Origin of the sequence: Streptomyces sp. NPDC087440 (assembly GCF_044744005.1) — a bacterium.
In the GTDB taxonomy this organism is placed as follows: domain Bacteria; phylum Actinomycetota; class Actinomycetes; order Streptomycetales; family Streptomycetaceae; genus Streptomyces.
Window position 1 is genome coordinate 432795 of the sequence record NZ_JBIUXN010000002.1, and the last position, 17537, is coordinate 450331.

Below are 17537 nucleotides of genomic sequence, written 5' to 3' on the forward strand. Positions count from 1 at the left end.
GGCGGGATACGGGGCCGGGTGCCTCAGATGTTGCCGACGACCTTGCGGGCGTGGACCCGGACGACGACGCGGGGGGCGTCGTCCACCGAGGACGGGTTGAACTCGGCGTACTTCTTGCCGATGTACTTCATGGCGAGCTCGTCGATGAGCTCCTGGCCGCCCTCCTCCGTCATCTCGACGCTGCCGCGGATCTCCGCGTACGTGTAGGGGGCGTCGGCGGGCTGGACGAGGACGGTGACGCGGGGGTCGCGGCGCAGGTTCTTCTCCTTCTGTCGCCCCAGCGTGGTGGAGAACAGCACGTCGTTCCCGTCGCGCTTGACCCAGACCGGCGAGACCTGGGGGCTGCCGTCGGGCTGGATGGTGGCCACGGTGATGAAGACGGGGCCGTCGAGGAGTTCCTTGAGCTGGGGGCTGAGGTCGGCGCTCACGGGGGTCGTGTCCTTCCGGGGTTACGGGTACGAGCTGACCCTCCTACCTCTACCCCGCCACCCGCTCCCCATGGCGGAGGCACCGCGCGAGGAGTGCCCCGGCGAGGGGCACGGCGGCGAGCACGGCCCACAGGACGACGCCCCCGCGCGCGAGGAGCGTGCCGGTCGCGGAGCTTCCCACCAGCACCACCAGCCCCGAGACGGACGACAGCGCGCCCATGGCGAGCCCGAGGTGCCGGTCGTCGACCAGGTCGGGTACGAGGGCGCGGGCGGCCGGGACCAGCAGCATCTGCCCGAGGGTGATCGCGACGACGAGGAACGCGCCGGGCAGCAGCCCGGCGGGCCCGGTGAGGTGCAGGGGTACGGAGGCGGCGACCCCGAGGAACCCGGCGCTCACCACCCCGAGCCCTCCCACCAGCGCGGTGCGCAGCCCGAGCCGCTTCCCGGCCCACCGGGTGACGGGCAGCTGCACAAAGACGACCAGCAGCGAGGACAGCGCGAACAGCCACCCGAGCGCGGCCTGCGACCCGGTCGCCCGCTCGACCTCGGCGGGCAGGGACAGGTACAGCTGGTTGTAGGCCACCAGGTAGCAGCTGTACGCCAGGCACACGACGACGAACCCGGGGCTGGTCGCCAGCGCCCGCACCCCGCCCCGCCGGTGCTCGCGCTCGTGCGCCCCGTCCCGGGCGGGCATGAGCAGCCAGTGCCCGGCCAGCACCGCCACGAACACCACGGCCCCCGCCAGGCAGACGGCCCGGAAGCCCACCCCCAGCAGCAAGGACCCCAGCAGGGGCCCGACGAACGCTCCCGCCTGCCCGGCGGCCGAGAACACGGCCAGCACCTGCGCCCGGGGCGTCCCGGTCTCCGCCTCGAAGCGCACGGCCTCCCGGGCGGTCTCCGACTCCACGGCGGGCGAGAAGAGCGCCGCCGCGAACCCGATCAGCAGCACGGCCCCGACGACGGTGGCCGTACTCCCCGCGAACGCCAGCCACACGAACCCGGCGATCCGCAGCACACACCCCACCAGCACCACGGGCCTCGGCCCGTACCGGTCGGTGAGCGCCCCGCCCACAACGAACAGCCCCTGCTGGCTGAACGTCCGCAGCCCGAGCACAAACCCCACCACCCACCCGGCCATCCCGAGCGCCCCACCCAGGTACTGCGCCAGATACGGCAGCACCGCAAAGAACCCCACGTTGAACGCCAGCTGCGTCCCCACCAGCAGCCGCAGATACGGAGGCAACCCCCGCACCTCACGCAGCCCCCGCCACCTCCCCCACCGACCCCGATCGGGCGACGAAGCCGCAGCCCCCTTGGGCAGCGGGGCCGCCCTCCCCCCGCTTCCCCCAGCCCCCTTGGGCAGCGGGGCCGCCCTCCCCCCGCTTCCCCCAGCCCCCTTGGGCAGCGGGGCCGCCCCCCGGGGGCGGGACGGGTGGGCAAGGGGGCGGCCCCTCCCGCTCCCGGCCCAGCCCGGGAGCCCCCGCCCCGCCCCCGCGCCGGACGCCCCTTCGTCGGGGCCGCCCCTCATGCCCGTACCTCCGCGAAACCCTCATCCACAGCTGTGGACAACCGCACGCGCCGCGACGCAGCCCCCGCCACCGCCGCCCACAGCACCGCCCCCACCCCCAGCACCACCAGCGCCCCCGCCGGCGCCAGCACCGCCCACGGCGCCCGTTCCGCATACGGCACGTTCTCGGCCAGCATCCGCCCCCACTCCGGCGCAGGAGGCGCCGCCCCCAACCCGAGGAAGCTCAGCGAGGCCAGCGCCAGGGCAAGCGCCGGAATCCGCAGCACCGCGTGCCGCACGACCCCCGGCAGCACCCCGGGGAGAACGTGCCGGCGCACCACCCACCCCCGCCCCGCCCCCAGCGCCCGCGCCGCCGCGACGTGCGGAGCCGCCCGCTCCTGCTCGTACAGCGCCCGCGTGTGCGCCGCCAGCGGCGCCCACGCCACCACCGCCACCGCGACCGCCGCCGCCACCGCGCCCGGCCCGGCGACGCCCGCCACCACCAGCCCCGCGACGATCGCGGGCAGCGCGTTCACCATCTCGGTGAAGCCTCCGGACCCGGGCAGGAGCCCCACCAGCACCCCGGCCACCAGGGTCACCACGGAGACCGCCAGCGCCGCCAGCACCGTCCGTCCCGCCCCGTGCCCGAGCCGGGCCAGTGTGTCGCGGCCGAGGGAGTCCGTGCCGAGGGGGTGCCCGGAGCCCGGTCCCGCCAGCCGGGCCGTCACGTCGATGGCGTACGGGTCCCGCAGCAGCCCCGCCACCACGACCCCCAGGAACACCACCGTCACCAGCACCGCCCCCCAGCGCACCGCCCGTCCCGCCTCCAGCCGGGGCCTGACCAGCGTCGGAAGCGCCCCGTCCCGCAGTGCGGGCCCCAGCAGCAGCAGCCCGAGCCCCCGCACCGCGAGCCCCGCCACCACCCCCAGCAACAGCAGCACCAGCACGGACGCCTGAAGCACCGGCAGGTCCTGCGCGAGGGCGGCGGACAGCGCCGTACCCCCGAGGCCCGGAATCGCGAAGAGGGTCTCGACCGCGACCGCCCCGCCCGTCAGCCCGACCACCACGAACCCGAACTGCGGCAGCACCCCGGGCAGCGTCCGGCGCAGCGCGTGCAGCGCCACCCGTGCCCCGGGAATCCCACCGGCCGCAGCCGCCCGCGCCCAGGGCTCGGCGAAGGCCCCCGGCAGCGCGTCGTCCAGCAACCGCCCGAGCAGCGCGCCCGCCGGGATGCCCATGGCGACGGCAGGCAGGACGGCCGAGGGGAAGGTCCCCCAGCCCACCGCCGGGAACCACCCCAGCTGAACAGCGAAAACAGTCGCCAGCACCGCCGCGATCAGGAACTCCGGCAGCGCGGCCGGCACCGCCCCGACCACGCCCGCCCGCGCCCGTACGAGCTGTCGCTGCGCTCCGAGCCGCAGTGTCCGCAGGCACAGCAGCCCCGCCAGCACCACGGCCACCAGCAGCGAGCAGCCCATCAGCGACAGGGAGACCCCGAGGGCGGCCGTCACGTCCGGGCCGACGGGCGCGCCCGACACCCACGACATCCCGAAGTCCCCGCGCACGACCCCGCCGAGCCAGCCGCCCAGTACGTGCAGCGGGCCGCCGTCGAGGCCGGTCTCGGCGCGGATCGCGGCGAGCGTCTCGGGCGTCGGCGGCCGGTCGGCGTACCGCGCGTGCAGGATGGTGAGAGCCGGATCGTTCCTGGTCAGCCAGGGCAGCAGCCCGACGGCCAGCACCACGCCGACAAGGGCGAGTGCCCTCCCCGCGAACCCCCTCAGCCTCATCCGATACGGGTGTCGGCGGTGACCAGCGTCCGCTCCATCGGGTCGAGCGAGACGCCCTCGACGCCCTTGCCGACCCCCTGCACGAACCGCTCGTGCACCAGCGGAACCACCGCGTCCGTGCCCAGCACGGCCGCCTCGGCCTTCATCTCGGCGGCCTGCCGCGCCGGGGTGTCCACGGCCGAGACGGTCTTGGCGACGGCCTCGTCGACCTGCTTGTCGCAGAGCTGGGAGATGTTGAAGGACCCGGCGCAGGTGAAGTCGCTGGCCAGGTACGAGGACGGGTCCCCGGTGTCGAGCAGCGTGTTGCGCGGCAGGATGAACGCGTCGAACGTGCCCGCGAGTGCGTCCGCCTCCATCTGCGCGTAGTCCCGGACCACCTGGCGGACCTGGAACCCCGCCTTCTCCAGCTGCTGCTGCACGGCCGTGGCGACCTCGGGCAGCTCGGGCCGGTTGGTGTAGGTGGCCAGGACGATCTCCCCGGCGGCCGCGACCTTGTCCTTGGGCGCGGGCGTGGCCCGGCCCTCGACCGGCACGCGCTGCTTGGCCGCCCAGGCGACGCCCGGCCCGAAGAGGCCCTGTGCGGTGTCGGCCCGGCCCTCGTACACGCCCTCGACCAGGGCCTTGCTGTCGATGGCGGTACGGGCTGCGGCCCGCAGCGCGGCGTCCGCGAAGGGGCCCTTCTTGGTGTTGAGGTACAGGCTGTTGGTGCGTGCGGTCGGCACCTCGCGGACCTGGCTCTCCTCCAGCAGGGAGGCCTGCGAGACGGGCACGTACTCGGCGATGTCGGTCTGCCCGGCGCGCAGCGCGTTCGCCCGCGCCTTGCCGTCGGCGACGAACGCCACGTCGACGCCGATCGCCTTGGCCTTCGTACCCCAGTAGGTGTCGTTCCTGGTCAGCGTGGCGCTGACGGCGCCGTTGAGCTTGCTGAGGGTGTACGGACCGGTCGCGTGCCCGGCGGGGTTCACCTTGCCGCCGCTGTACGCGCCTGCCGAGAGGATCGCCAACGACGGATTCGCGAGCCGCTGCGGGAAGAGCGGATCGGCGGTCTTCGTCGTGATGCGCACCAGCTGCGCACTCTCGGCCTTGGCGTCCAGGTCGGTGTCACTGAGCACGCGTGGCTTGGGCGAGGCCTTCTCGGCGGCGGTCAGGGACCGTACGACCGCCTCGGCGTCGACCGGTTTGCCGTCCTGGAAGACGGCCTTGCGGAGGGTGAAGGTCCAGGCCTTGTCGCCGTCCGGCTTCCACTCGGTGGCCAGCGCGGGCAGCGCCTCGCCGTTCTTGCCGAGCGCGGTGAGCCCCTCGACGACCGCGAGGCGGCTGAGGGTCACGGCGTCGTCGCCGTACGGGGACATGGCCTGTGCGGGCGGGAACGCGAGCGAGACGCGCAGCCGGCCGTCACCGCCGCCCGAGCCCGCCGCACTGCCGGAACCACCGCCTCCGCAGGCCGTGACGGTCAGGGCGAGCGTGGCGGCCGTCGCTGCGAGGGGCAGCGCGGCACGACGGCGTATCGAGGACATGTCACGACCCTACCTGAAAACGGTTGTCACCTAGCGGGCGGGCTGACCGCTCTCCCGGGCACCCATCGGCAGCTCGAAGTGGACGATGCCCTGCCCCCCACCAGGCAGCTTCCGCTCGTCGCAGACCTCGGTCGCCAGCGAGCGCCAGAACGGCTCGGCGCCCGGAACGGCGGGGTCGGTGTGCAGATAGACCGCCTCGTACCCACCGACCTTCACGACAAAGTCGCACAATTCACGCACGAGCGCGCGGGCAAGTCCGTGCCGCCGGTGCTCCGGGCGGACGTAGATGCGGCAGAGCTGGGCGGTCGTCCCGGACGGGAAGCGCTCGGCGACCCACTCCGGATTGGGCGGCGCCTCGGGCCCCTGGTCGCGCACGGCCCCGGTGGCGACGATCTCGCCGTCCTTCTCGACCACCAGGAGGGTGCGCCGCTCGGGGCGCAGATACGTTCCGTCGAGGTCGATGATGTCCGCGTGCCAGCGCGGTACGTAGCCGGACTTCAGGTCGCGGTAGACGGTGTCCAGCATGACGGCGCGGGCCCCGCCGACGTCCTCGGCGGTCGCGGGCCGCAGCACGTATCCCGTGGACACGCCGGTCCGGACCTCGGTCGTCACCGTCACCGCTTGCCTCCACTCGTGCCACATGCCTTGCCGTACCAGCGTACGTGCAAGGCATGCGCAAAAGCGGAACGGGGGATTCAGCCCACCGGAGGCAGGCCCTCAGGCCCGGTAGACCAGCGCGGTGGCGATCGCCGCCAGCCCCTCCGCCCGCCCGGTGAGCCCGAGCCCGTCACTCGTCGTCCCCGACACCGACACCGGCGCGCCGACCGCCGCGCTCAGCACCTTCTGGGCCTCCTCGCGCCGCTTGCCGACCTTGGGCCGTACGCCCACGACCTGCACCGCGACGTTCCCGATCCGGAAGCCCTCGGCCCGTACGATCCGGGCCGCCTCGGTGAGCAGCGTGACCCCGGACGCACCGGCCCACTCGGGCCGCCCCGTCCCGAAGTGCGCCCCGAGGTCACCGACCCCTGCCGCCGAGAACAGCGCGTCGCACGCGGCGTGGGCGACGACGTCCGCGTCCGAGTGCCCGGCGAGACCGAACTCCTCGTCCGGCCAGTGCAGCCCGGCGCACCACAGTTCGCGGCCGCGCTCGAAGGCGTGGATGTCGGTCCCGATGCCGACCAGCGGAATGACCGGGCCCCCTTCAGCGGGGTTGTTCTCAGAAGCCATCGTTGGCCCTCCTCCGTGCGAGTACCGCCTCGGCCAGCACCAGGTCCAGCGGCCGGGTCACCTTGAACGCCTCTTCGTGCCCGGGCACCACCACGACCGGCTGCCCGAGCCGCTCGACCATACCGGCGCAGTCCGTGGCCCCTTCCCCGGTGCCGGGGACGGTCTCGTGGGCGTGCACCAGGACGGCGCGGTCGAAGCCCTGCGGCGTCTGCACGGCCCGCAGCAGCGCCCGCTCGGGCGTCGCGACGACGGGCTCGGGGGTGCCGTCCGCTCTCGGCTCGACCTGCTTGACGGTGTCCGCGAGCGGCAGTGCGGGCACCACGGCGGGCGCCCCGGACCGTACCGCTTCGACGACCGCGTCCACGGTGTCCACCGGAACGAGCGGACGTGCCGCGTCGTGCACCAGTACGGCGGTGATGTCCTCGGGCAGCGCGTCCAGGCCCAGCTTCACGGACTCCTGGCGGGTGTCTCCGCCGGGGACGACCAGGAACTCGGTGCGCTCGGGCAGGGCGTGCTCGTACTCGTCCAGGAGGCTCTTGACCTCGGTCTCGCCGTCGGCGGGGGCGACCACGACGACCAGCGAGACATGCCGGGAGGCGGCCATCGCGCGCACGGCGTGGACCAGCATCGGGGTGCCGTTGAGGGTACGGAGCGCCTTGGGGGCGCCGGGGCCCAGGCGCACACCGCGACCGGCGGCCGGGATGACGGCGGCGGTGCGGGAGGGGCTCGTGGGGCTCCCCGTGGGAGCTGCGGCGGGGCTCGCGGGGCTCACGGCGGGGCTTTCGGAGGGCGCAGAGGGGCGTTCGACTGTCATGGACTACTCCGGAGGTTTGTGTCCTCGTCCCCCATGGGTATGGCCACAGCGAGCCGGGCGCGACGCCCTGACCGGACCCCTTCCGTGACAGTCGGACGGGGCGGCGCATCGGCACCGCGAAAAACCGCATGCGGGATCAGGCGCAGGGAACGTAGAAAGAAGAATGCCGCGGTGTCCAACGGCCGACTGCGGACACAGTCGGTCGCCGGGCACCACGGCATCACTCACACCATCAACGCACGCGCCCGGGTGCAGCCGAGCACGTGAACAACGGTTACGACGCGAGAACCTCGTCCAGCAGGGCCTCGGCCTTGTCCTCATTGGTGTTCTCCGCGAGCGCCAGCTCGCTCACCAGGATCTGGCGCGCCTTCGCGAGCATGCGCTTCTCGCCGGCGGAGAGACCGCGCTCGCGCTCACGACGCCACAGGTCGCGGACTACCTCGGCGACCTTGATGACGTCGCCAGAAGCGAGCTTCTCCAGATTTGCCTTGTAGCGACGAGACCAGTTCGTGGGCTCTTCCGCGTACGGTGCGCGCAGCACCTCGAAGACCCGGTCCAGCCCGTCCTGGCCGACCACATCGCGTACACCGACGAACTCCGCATTGTCCGCAGGCACACGAACCGTCAAGTCGCCCTGGGCGACCTTGAGCACCAAGTAGGTCTTGTCCACGCCTTTGATCTGGCGAGTCTCAATGGCCTCGATCAGCGCGGCCCCGTGATGGGGATAGACCACGGTGTCGCCAACCTTGAACGTCATGTGACAGGTACCCCTTCCGTGGCTATCCAGAGTAACACGGAAACTGCTTGTTCTGAATGGCGTTTCCGCAGGTCAGGGCATATCTCGGGGCTTGACAACTGCAACAGGAACGTGCTGCGGAGGCCTTCCGGAAGACGGTATTCGCAGGTGGGAGCGGCTGTGCGGGCGAAGAGAAACGTGTACGTTACGCGCACCACAGAGCCCGGAAGAGGGCCCGAAAGTCCCGGTTTGCCGGGTTCCGCGAGGTGAACTTCGTCTACTCCGTTCGGAGATCGATCACCCGTCCGGCCGCAATCTCCGGCAATCCGCGCCAATCCCGAATTGATCACGGTCCCCTTGATCAATTCCGCGGGCAATATCCCGCCATTGAACGCTGTACGAATTCCGCCATGCCACGGACCGGTCCGCCGCCTCCTGCACTGGGCGGGCGTCGCGTACTCCAGGGGGCGGGTCGGGTGCGGGCCCAGGTCGGCGAGTCGATAACCTAAGCCCGCAGTCACGTCCGACCGCTGTACATCGGGCCGCTTGCCAAGTCCCCCCGTCCGTAACGTCCAAGGAGTTGCCGCCGCCGTGAGCCGCAGCCTTCGACGCGGCACTCTCGCCGCCACCGCCCTCGCGTTCTCGATCGTCACGCTCGCCGCATGTGGCGCCGGCAACGACGCACAGACCCTGGCCATCAAGCCGGACAACGCCGCGACCTCCGTCGCCGACGGCCAGATCAAGATCCAGAACGCGCTGGTCATCACCCAGCCCCTGGACGAGAAGACCAAGACGGCGGGCAAGGGCGATGCCGTGGTCGCCGTCACCGTCTTCAACAACGGCAAGCAGCCGCAGACGCTGGACGCCATCAAGCTCGGCGACTCCACCGCCCAGGTGAAGCTCACCTCCGGCAAGGCGCAGGGTGCCAAGCCCGGGCCGCTCACCGTCCCGGCCGGCGGTTCCGTGATCATCGGCGGCAAGGACAACGCCTCCGCCGTCATCGCGAACGGCAGCGAGGCCGAAGGCCCGCAGCTCGGCAAGGCGCAGCCGGTCACCTTCTCCTTCAGCGAGACCGGCGACGTGACGCTGAAGGCGTTCGTCGTCCCGTCCGTCGGCCACTTCGAGGGCTTCGGCCCGGACAAGCTCCCGGCCACCCCGCCGGCCACCACCGCGCCGACCGGCGCCCCCACGGGCACCCCGGCCTCCGGCGCCCCGGGCGGCACGCCGTCGGGCTCGGCCACGGGCACGCCGGACAAGAAGGACCCGAAGAAGGACCCGAAGGACCCGAAGAACCAGCCGTCGGGTTCGGCGACGACCGGCGCGGCCAACTGACGTCGCCGTCGTACGTACGCGAGGGGCCCCGCCGGAATCGGATTCCGGCGGGGCCCCTTCGTCGTGCGTACGCGTATGCACGCCTACGACTGCGGTTTACGGCTCGAACTTGTAGCCCAGGCCGCGGACCGTGACCAGGTAGCGCGGGGCGCCCGGGTCCGGCTCGATCTTGGCGCGCAGGCGCTTGACGTGGACGTCGAGGGTCTTGGTGTCGCCGACGTAGTCCGCGCCCCAGACCCGGTCGATGAGCTGCATACGGGTCAGCACGCGGCCCGCGTTGCGCAGCAGCATCTCCAGCAGGTCGAACTCCTTGAGCGGGAGGTCGATCTTGGCCCCGGCGACGGTGACCACGTGCCGGTCGACGTCCATCCGTACCGGACCGGCCTCCAGGGCGGCCGGAGTGACCTCCTCCGGTTCGCCCCGGCGGCGCAGGACGGCGCGGATGCGGGCGATCAGCTCGCGGGAGGAGAAGGGCTTGGTGACGTAGTCGTCGGCTCCTATCTCCAGGCCGACGACCTTGTCGATCTCGCTGTCCTTGGCGGTCACCATGATCACCGGGACGTTGGAGCGCACGCGCAGCTGGCGGCAGACCTCGGTGCCGGGCAGGCCGGGCAGCATCAGGTCCAGCAGGACGAGGTCGGCGCCGTTGCGCTCGAACTCGTCCAGGCCGTCGGGGCCGGTCGCGGCGATCGCGACCTCGAAGCCCTCCTTGCGGAGCATGTAGGACAGGGCGTCGCTGAAGGATTCCTCGTCCTCGACGACGAGCACTCGGGTCACGGAAGGACCTCCGGGGCAGGGGTGTTCTCACGGATGGGGGTCTTGTGCGTGCGGTCGGCGGCAGCCGGGGTGGCGGCTGCGGCCGGAGCTTCGGCGGTGACCAGGGCTTCGCCGGTGGCCGGGGCTTCTTCGTCGAAGCCCTCGACCGCGTCGACGTCGTCGGGGCCGACGAGGGGGCGGCCGGGGGTGTGTTCCACCCTGGCCTCCCGGACGGAGCCCGCTTCGGGCAGCCGCAGGGTGAAGGTGGAGCCCTGTCCCTCGGAGCTCCACACGGTGACCTCGCCGCCGTGCGAGGCGGCGACGTGCTTGACGATGGCCAGGCCCAGACCGGTGCCTCCGGTGGCGCGGGAGCGGGCCGGGTCGACGCGGTAGAACCGCTCGAAGACCCGGTCGCGGTCGCGCTCGGAGATGCCGATGCCCTGGTCGGTGACGGCTATCTCTATGAGGTCGCCGCCGGGTGCGGGAACCCGGCGGGCGGCGATGCCGACCTTGGTGCGGGCGGGGCTGTAGTTGACGGCGTTCTCCACCAGGTTGCCGAGGGCGGCGGCGAGCTGGCCGCGGTTGCCCCAGACGTGCAGGCCGGAGGTGCCGCCCGCCTGCATGGTGATCTGCTTGGTGGAGGCCGTGTGGCGGCTGCGGTCGATGGCCTCGGCGACCAGTTCGTCCACCCGTACCGGCTCGGAGTCCTCCAGCGGGTCGTCGTTCTGCACCCGGGAGAGGTCGATCAGCTCCTGGACCAGGGAGGTCAGGCGGGTCGCCTCGATCTGCATGCGTCCGGCGAAGCGGGTCACCGCCTCCGGGTCGTCACAGGCGTCCATGACGGCCTCGGAGAGCAGGGAGAGGGCGCCCACCGGCGTCTTCAGCTCGTGGCTCACGTTGGCGACGAAGTCGCGCCGTACCGCTTCGATACGACGGGCCTCCGTCAGGTCCTCCACCAGGAGCAGGACCAGGCGCGAGCCGAGCGGTGCCACCCGGGCGGACACCGCGAGGGCCTCGCCCCGGCCGGTGCCCCGGCGCGGCAGGTCCAGCTCGACCTGCCGTATCTCCCCGTCCCGCCTGGTGTCCCGGGCCATGTGCATCATCGGCTCGACAGCCAGCTTTCCGCCTCGGACCAGCCCCAGGGCGTACGCCGCCGAGCTGGCCTTCACCACGTTGTCGCTCTCGTCGAGCACCACCGCGGAGGAGCGGAGCACGGAGAGGACGGTGTCCACTCCCGGCGGCAGCGTGGCGTTCACCTCGGGGCGCACGGCGGCCCTGGTGGGGCGCTTCTGGTCGCGTTCGCTCCAGCGGAACGCCAGCATGGCGATGATGCCGGTGCACAGACCGGCGATCGCTGCTGCTGCGGCCACTGCCGCGTTCACGTCCATGTGCACAAGGTTATGCCTGGTCACTGACACTGCCCCAAGCGAATGGGTGGCAGCTCGAACGTTCGTCGCCCAGAGTTCACCAAGGGGATGGGGGCGGTTCACTTCGGCGGTCGGAACCGGACGCGTACCGCGCGGATGGTGGGAGTGTGGGGACCGGAGCCCCGCCAGACCCCGGAATTCACGGCTGCGCTGTGCCGCAGTCGGCCGTACTGACGAAAGCAGGAACCCCCATGCGGGACGCGTACCACGAGGAACTGGACTCGATCGGCGAGGACCTGGTCGAGATGGCCCGTCTGGTCGGCTCTGCGATAGGTCGCGCCACGACCGCCATGCTGGACGCCGATCTGAAGCTCGCGGAGAGCGTCATCGCCGCCGACCAGAGGGTCGACGACCTCCAGCACGACCTGGAGGCGCGCGCCATCGCCCTGCTGGCCCGCCAGCAGCCGGTCGCCACCGACCTCCGTATCGTCGTCACGTCCCTCCGTATGAGCGCGGATTTGGAGCGCTCGGGCGACCTCGCCCAGCACGTGGCGAAGCTGGCCCGGCTGCGCTTCCCGGCCACCGCCGTGCCGCACGACCTGCACGCGACCATCCTGGAGATGGGCCAGCTCGCCCAGCGCCTGATGGCGAAGGCGGCGGAGGTCATCATCACCAAGGACGTCGACCTGGCCCTCCAGCTGGAGCAGGACGACGACGAGATGGACCTGCTGCACCGCACGCTCTTCACCCACCTGATGGACGACCGCTGGAAGCACGGCATCGAGACCGCCGTCGACGTCACCCTCCTCGGCCGCTACTACGAGCGCTTCGCCGACCACGCGGTCTCGGTCGCCAAGCGCGTCGTGTACCTGGTGACGGGCGAGCACGCGGACGACGTCCAGGCGGCGCAGGACAGCTCCGTACAGGCGTAGCCCCGGACGTACCGGCACAGACGCACGTCCGGTGCGGGCGCAGCCGTACGAGCCGTGTGCACGGCGCATCAACTCTCGTGCTTCCGCGCGCTGTTGATGCGCCCGCGATTCGGGCATGCAATGGGTGGGGGGAGACCGTCCGTCTCTCCTGCCGTGCCTTCGGGCATCGAGCCGGCGATCCATCGAGCACCCGAGGAGATCCCATGGCCGACACCCCCACCACGACCGACACCCCGCCCGAGACCGTCGAAGTGACCCACCTGCCGCTGCTCGGCGCCTGCGGCTGCGGCTCGGGCTGCGGCTGCGGCTGCCAGTCCGGCGCACCGTGCCAGTGCGGCGGCTGCTGCGGCTGATTCCGTCGCGGTACGACGCGGGGCCCGCCTGCATCGGGCGGGCCCCGCGTCGTACGTACGGCGGAGGACGCCCTACTTCACCGTGACCTTGACGGTCGGGGAGACGGTGTCGTCGTCGCCCTTCACCCGGAGCTGTTCCTTGCCCTTGGTGAGGAGCTTGGCGTCGAGGGTGTAGCCGCTGCCGTTCTTGACCGTGGTGCTCGCCTTGAGCGTGGTCCACTTGGTGCCGTTCTTGTGCTGGAGCAGCAGCTTGCTGCCGACCTTGAGGCCCTTGGTGCGGCCGGTGAAGGTCACCGTCCCGCCCTGGTCGACCTCGTTGGCACTGGCCTTGACGGTGATGGCGGCGGCGGCCACGGAGGCGCTCGGGGACGGCTTGGGCGAGGGTGCCGCGGAGGCGGCGGTACCGGCGGAGAGCAGGGCGGCGGTCAGGACGCCCGCCGTGAGGGCGTGGGCGCAGCGGGTGCGCAGAGAGGCGTTCATACCGGACAAATTACCCCGAACGGGTGAGGTGCGCCCGGCGACGGGGCGTACGGAGAAGGCCCTCGGCCGCGGGGATTCCGCGGCCGAGGGCCTTCTCGTACAGGAAGAACGGACTACTTCTTCTTGCCCTGGTTCTTGACCGCCTCGATGGCCGCGGCGGCCGCGTCCGGGTCGAGGTAGGTGCCGCCCTTGGTGACGGGCTGGAAGTCGGCGTCGAGCTCGTAGTAGAGCGGGATGCCGGTGGGGATGTTCAGGCCGGAGATGTCCTCGTCGGAGATGCCGTCGAGGTGCTTGACCAGGCCGCGCAGGCTGTTGCCGTGGGCGGCGACCAGGACGGTCTTGCCGTCGAGGAGGTCCGGGACGATGCCGTCGTACCAGTACGGCAGCATGCGCTCCACGACGTCCTTGAGGCACTCGGTGCGCGGGCGCAGCTCCGAGGGGATCGTGGCGTAGCGGGGGTCGGCCGACTGGGAGAACTCGGTGCCGTCTTCCAGGACCGGCGGCGGGGTGTCGTACGAGCGACGCCACAGCATGAACTGCTCCTCGCCGAACTCGGCGAGCGTCTGGGCCTTGTCCTTGCCCTGGAGGGCGCCGTAGTGGCGCTCGTTCAGGCGCCAGCTGCGGTGCACCGGGATCCAGTGGCGGTCCGCGGACTCCAGCGCGAGCTGGGCGGTGCGGATGGCGCGCTTCTGGAGCGAGGTGTGCAGCACGTCCGGGAGGAGACCGGCGGCGGTGAGCAGCTCGCCGCCGCGCACTGCCTCCTTCTCGCCCTTCTCGGTGAGGTTGACGTCCACCCAGCCGGTGAACAGGTTCTTCGCGTTCCATTCGCTCTCGCCGTGGCGGAGGAGGATCAGCTTGTACGGTGCGTCGGCCATGCGTACGAGCGTAATCGACATTTCGGCCCTCCCGCGCGGGACGAGGGACCGTAGCGGCGGGACCTTCGTCGATTGCGGACCTGCGTCAATTGAGTGGCGGATGCATGGGGTGCGTACGTAAGTTCCGGGTGTTCAGGGAGCCACTTACACACTCGGGGGATGTCCATGTCCGCAGCAGGTCTGAGGCGCGCCGTGCGCGAGAGCGTCTCGGGGCTTCCCCGGGAGTTCTGGTGGCTCTGGACGAGCACGCTGGTCAACCGGATGGGGGCGTTCGTCGCCACCTTCATGGCGCTGTACCTGACGCTGGACCGGGGCTACTCGGCCACGTACGCCGGGCTGGTCGCCGCCCTGCACGGGCTCGGCGGGGTGGTGTCCTCGCTGGTCGCGGGCGTGATGGCGGACCGGCTCGGGCGGCGGCCGACGATGCTGGTCGCGCAGACGTCGACGGCGTTCTCGGTGGCGCTGCTGGGGTTCATGGAGCACCCGATCGCGATTGCCGGGGTCGCGTTCCTGGTGGGCATGGCGTCCAACGCCTCGCGGCCGGCGGTGCAGGCGATGATGGCCGACATCGTGAAGCCCGAGGACCGGGTGCGGGCGTTCTCGCTCAACTACTGGGCGATCAACCTGGGGTTCGCGATCTCGTCGACGGGCGCCGGGTTCCTCGCCGAGTACAGCTACCGGGCCGGGTTCCTCATCGAGGCGGGCATGACGCTGGTGTGCGCGGTCGTCGTCTTCGTGAAGCTGCCGGAGTCGCGGCCGGAGCGGACCGTCGCCCAGAAGGCGGCCGAGCCGTCGGTGGGGCTCGGGACGGTGCTGCGGGACGGGCGCTTCATGAGCGTGGTGGGGCTGTCGTTCCTGGTGGCACTGATCTTCCAGCAGGGGTACGTGGCGCTGCCGGTCGCAATGGGCACGGACGGGTTCAGCAGCTCCGACTTCGGGGCGGCGATCGCGGTCAACGGTGTGCTGATCGTGGCGCTCCAGATTCCGGTGACGCGCTTCATCGAGCACCGGGACCCGCGGCGGCTGCTGGTCGTCTCGTCGCTGCTCGCGGGGTACGGGTTCGGGCTCACCGCCTTCGCGGGGTCGCTCGGGGTGTACGTGCTGACCGTGTGCGTGTGGACGCTGGCCGAGATCATCAACTCGCCCATTCAGACGGGGCTCGTGGTGCGGCTGTCGCCGGTGCACGGGCGGGGGCGCTACCAGGGGATGTACACGATGTCCTGGGCGGTCGCGGCGCTGACCGCTCCGCTGATGGGCGGTTACGTCATCGACCGGTTCGGGGCTGCGTGGCTGTGGGGGGCGTGCGCGGGGATCGGGATGGTGGCCGCGGGCGGGTACTGGGTGCTGATGCGGAACATGCCGGAGGAGGAGTCGGCCGTGGTCGAGAAGATCGCCGTGCCGGACAAGGGCGCGGTGGCGAAGGCGGGGGAGGTCACGCCGGCCGCGTAGGTCCTCGTACGCGGGGAAAAGGCACGTCCGGGAGTTCCGGGCGGGCCTCGGCGCGTCAGGACCTGGGCTGCGTCAGATGCGCGAAGGCGTCCAGGTTGCGGGTGGATTCGCCGCGGGAGACGCGCCACGCGTATTCCTTGCGGATGGCCGAGGCGAAGCCCAGCTCCAGGAGGGTGTTGAAGGAGCCGTCGGCGGCTTCCAGGACCGAGCCCAGGAGGCGGTCGATCTCGTCGGGGGTGACGGCCGCGAGGGGGAGCTTCCCGGCGAGGTAGACGTCGCCGAGCGGGTCGATGGCGTAACTCACGCCGTACAGGCGGAGGTTGCGCTCCAGGAGCCAGCGGTGGACGGCCTCGTGGTTCTCGTCGGGGTGGCGGATCACGAAGGCGTTCAGGGAGAGGGAGTGGCGGCCGATGATCAGGGAGACCGTGGTGGAGAGCTTGCGGGTGCCGGGGAGCTTGACGACGTAGGAGCCGGGAGAGGGGGATTCCCACTCCAGGTCGGCGTCCCCCAGGGTCGCCTCGAGTGTGTCCCGCGCCGCTTTGTCAGCTGTCTCAGCCATGGTGCGAGCGTACGTGACGGCGGTGTTCGTGCATGGCCGCGGTGTAGACGTCCGCGGTGGCCGACGCGGCGGTGTCCCAGCCGAAGGCCTGGGCGTGGCGGGCGGCGGCGGTGCCCATGGTGTCGACGAGTTCGGGGTGGTCGATGAAGCGGCGCAGGGCGCGGGCGTACGCGGCCGGGTCGTGGCCCTCTATGAGGAAGCCGGTGCGTTCGTCCCGTACGGCGACGGGGAGGCCGCCGACCGCTGCCGCGACGACCGGGGTGCCGGTGGCCTCGGCCTCGATGGCGACCAGGCCGAAGGACTCGCTGTAGGACGGCATGACGAGGGTGGAGGCGGCGCGGAACCAGTCGGCGAGGCGGTCCTGGCCGACCGGCGGGCGGAAGCGGACGACGTCGGCGATGCCCAGGCGCGCGGCCAGCTTCTGGAGCTTCTCGGGCTTGGCCATGCCGCTGCCGCTGGGGCCGCCGACGACGGGGACGACCAGTTTGGTGCGGAGGGTCGGGTCTTCGGCGAGGAGGACGGCGACCGCGCGGAGCAGGATGTCGGGGGCCTTCAGGGGCTGGATGCGGCCCGCGAAGAGGGGGATGAAGGCGTCCTGCGGCAGGCCCAGGCGGGCGCGGGCGGCGGCGCGGCCGTCGCCGGGGCGGAAGCGTTCGAGGTTCACGCCGGGGTGCACGACGGCGACGCGGCCGGGGTCGGCCTCGTAGAAGCGGACCAGTTCGTCGGCCTCCTCTGCGGTGTTCGCGATGAGGCGGTCGGCGGCGCGCACGATCTGGGTCTCGCCGATGACGCGGGCGGCGGGCTCGGGGGTGTCGCCCTCGGCGAGCGCGGCGTTCTTGACCTTGGCCATGGTGTGCATGGCGTGGACCAGGGGGACGCCCCAGCGTTCGGCGGCGAGCCAGCCGACGTGGCCGGAGAGCCAGTAGTGGGAGTGGACCAGGTCGTAGTAGCCGGGGCGCTGACCGGCCCAGGCCTGCATGACGCCGTGGGTGAAGGCGCAGAGCTGGGCGGGCAGCTCCTCCTTGGCGAGGCCCTCGTACGGTCCGGCGTCGACGTGGCGTACGAGCACGCCCGGCGCCAGCTCCACGCGCGGGGGCAGACCGCCGGTCGTCGCCCGGGTGAAGATCTCGACCTCGATGTTGATCGCGGCCAGGCGCTTGGCGAGCTCGACGATGTAGACGTTCATGCCGCCCGCGTCGCCGGTGCCGGGCTGGTGCAGGGGTGAGGTGTGCACGCTGAGCATCGCGATGCGGCGCGGCTTGCGCGGGGTGCCGGGCAGGCGCAGGCGCGGCGGGGTGGCCGCGGCCAGTGTGCCGGTGAGTCGGGAGACGTACTGGCTCACGTCGACGGTCCTCTCGACTGACTGCGCGGGCATGCCAAGGGAGGGCGGTGCCGCCCTTCCGAAGGGGGAGAACAGC

The 17537-nt window shown here is 71.9% G+C and carries 18 protein-coding genes; 4 read left to right on the top strand and 14 right to left on the bottom strand.

The features are described from left to right. Positions 1–23: 23 nt before the first annotated feature. The 8 genes from ACIO3O_RS06680 to ACIO3O_RS06715 all read right to left on the bottom strand — a co-directional run bounded on the left by ACIO3O_RS06680 (position 24) and on the right by ACIO3O_RS06715 (position 8037). Positions 24–428, bottom strand: a complete 405-nt coding sequence (locus tag ACIO3O_RS06680; protein WP_401742754.1) for a PPOX class F420-dependent oxidoreductase — start codon at positions 426–428, stop codon at positions 24–26. A gap of 49 nt (positions 429–477) precedes the next feature. Beyond that, positions 478–1689, bottom strand: coding sequence for an MFS transporter (locus tag ACIO3O_RS06685; protein ID WP_401743403.1), 1212 nt, complete (start codon positions 1687–1689; stop codon positions 478–480). A gap of 263 nt (positions 1690–1952) precedes the next feature. Further along, positions 1953–3716: an ABC transporter permease subunit gene (locus tag ACIO3O_RS06690; protein WP_401743406.1), complete on the bottom strand. Its 1764-nt coding sequence runs from the start codon at positions 3714–3716 to the stop codon at positions 1953–1955. Positions 3717–3718: 2 nt separating this feature from the next. Next, positions 3719–5239 (bottom strand): ABC transporter substrate-binding protein, encoded by a 1521-nt coding sequence (locus ACIO3O_RS06695; protein WP_401742757.1) that lies wholly within the window; start codon positions 5237–5239, stop codon positions 3719–3721. A 30-nt stretch (positions 5240–5269) separates the two neighbouring features. Then, entirely contained in the window at positions 5270–5857 is a 588-nt protein-coding gene (locus ACIO3O_RS06700) for a GNAT family N-acetyltransferase (protein WP_401742759.1), read from the bottom strand. A gap of 99 nt (positions 5858–5956) precedes the next feature. Continuing rightward, positions 5957–6466 (bottom strand): 2-C-methyl-D-erythritol 2,4-cyclodiphosphate synthase, encoded by a 510-nt coding sequence (ispF, locus tag ACIO3O_RS06705; protein WP_401742761.1) that lies wholly within the window; start codon positions 6464–6466, stop codon positions 5957–5959. Continuing rightward, positions 6456–7280, bottom strand: coding sequence for a 2-C-methyl-D-erythritol 4-phosphate cytidylyltransferase (ispD, locus tag ACIO3O_RS06710; protein WP_401742763.1), 825 nt, complete (start codon positions 7278–7280; stop codon positions 6456–6458). Before ispD ends, ispF begins: the two co-directional genes overlap by 11 nt. Positions 7281–7554: 274 nt before the next feature. Continuing rightward, positions 7555–8037: a CarD family transcriptional regulator gene (locus tag ACIO3O_RS06715; RefSeq protein WP_003953493.1), complete on the bottom strand. Its 483-nt coding sequence runs from the start codon at positions 8035–8037 to the stop codon at positions 7555–7557. Between the two features lie 570 nt (positions 8038–8607). Here ACIO3O_RS06715 and ACIO3O_RS06720 point away from each other — a divergent pair. Next, the gene (locus ACIO3O_RS06720) at positions 8608–9348 is read left to right on the top strand and encodes a DUF461 domain-containing protein (protein WP_401742765.1); all 741 of its coding nucleotides are present in this window, start codon (positions 8608–8610) and stop codon (positions 9346–9348) included. 96 nt (positions 9349–9444) lie between these two features. On the opposite strand, the gene ACIO3O_RS06725 is transcribed toward ACIO3O_RS06720, so the two are convergent. Next, a complete protein-coding gene (locus tag ACIO3O_RS06725) occupies positions 9445–10125 on the bottom strand; it encodes a response regulator transcription factor (RefSeq protein WP_189822183.1) in 681 nt (226 codons plus the stop codon). After that, positions 10122–11492: a sensor histidine kinase gene (locus ACIO3O_RS06730; protein WP_401742769.1), complete on the bottom strand. Its 1371-nt coding sequence runs from the start codon at positions 11490–11492 to the stop codon at positions 10122–10124. The genes ACIO3O_RS06725 and ACIO3O_RS06730 overlap by 4 nt, the downstream gene beginning before the upstream one ends. 230 nt (positions 11493–11722) lie before the next feature. On the opposite strand from ACIO3O_RS06730, the gene phoU reads away from it, so the two are divergent. Together phoU and ACIO3O_RS06740 are read left to right on the top strand one after the other, a co-directional pair. After that, positions 11723–12403 carry a phosphate signaling complex protein PhoU gene (gene phoU, locus ACIO3O_RS06735; RefSeq protein ID WP_401742771.1) on the top strand — a complete coding sequence of 227 codons (681 nt, stop codon included), beginning with the start codon at positions 11723–11725 and terminating at the stop codon, positions 12401–12403. 203 nt (positions 12404–12606) lie between these two features. Then, entirely contained in the window at positions 12607–12756 is a 150-nt protein-coding gene (locus ACIO3O_RS06740) for a hypothetical protein (protein WP_401742774.1), read from the top strand. A gap of 72 nt (positions 12757–12828) precedes the next feature. On the opposite strand, the gene ACIO3O_RS06745 is transcribed toward ACIO3O_RS06740, so the two are convergent. Both ACIO3O_RS06745 and ACIO3O_RS06750 read right to left on the bottom strand, forming a co-directional pair. After that, a complete protein-coding gene (locus ACIO3O_RS06745) occupies positions 12829–13236 on the bottom strand; it encodes a hypothetical protein (RefSeq protein ID WP_401742776.1) in 408 nt (135 codons plus the stop codon). A gap of 113 nt (positions 13237–13349) precedes the next feature. Then, positions 13350–14111, bottom strand: a complete 762-nt coding sequence (locus tag ACIO3O_RS06750; RefSeq protein WP_401742777.1) for a phosphoglyceromutase — start codon at positions 14109–14111, stop codon at positions 13350–13352. A gap of 165 nt (positions 14112–14276) precedes the next feature. Between ACIO3O_RS06750 and ACIO3O_RS06755 the strand changes: the two genes are divergently transcribed. Next, entirely contained in the window at positions 14277–15560 is a 1284-nt protein-coding gene (locus tag ACIO3O_RS06755; RefSeq protein WP_401743408.1) for an MDR family MFS transporter, read from the top strand. Between the two features lie 55 nt (positions 15561–15615). On the opposite strand, the gene ACIO3O_RS06760 is transcribed toward ACIO3O_RS06755, so the two are convergent. Both ACIO3O_RS06760 and mshA read right to left on the bottom strand, forming a co-directional pair. Next, positions 15616–16119, bottom strand: coding sequence for a YbjN domain-containing protein (locus tag ACIO3O_RS06760; protein ID WP_401742780.1), 504 nt, complete (start codon positions 16117–16119; stop codon positions 15616–15618). Continuing rightward, positions 16112–17461, bottom strand: a complete 1350-nt coding sequence (mshA, locus tag ACIO3O_RS06765) for a D-inositol-3-phosphate glycosyltransferase (RefSeq protein ID WP_401743411.1) — start codon at positions 17459–17461, stop codon at positions 16112–16114. Before mshA ends, ACIO3O_RS06760 begins: the two co-directional genes overlap by 8 nt. Positions 17462–17537: the final 76 nt, after the last annotated feature.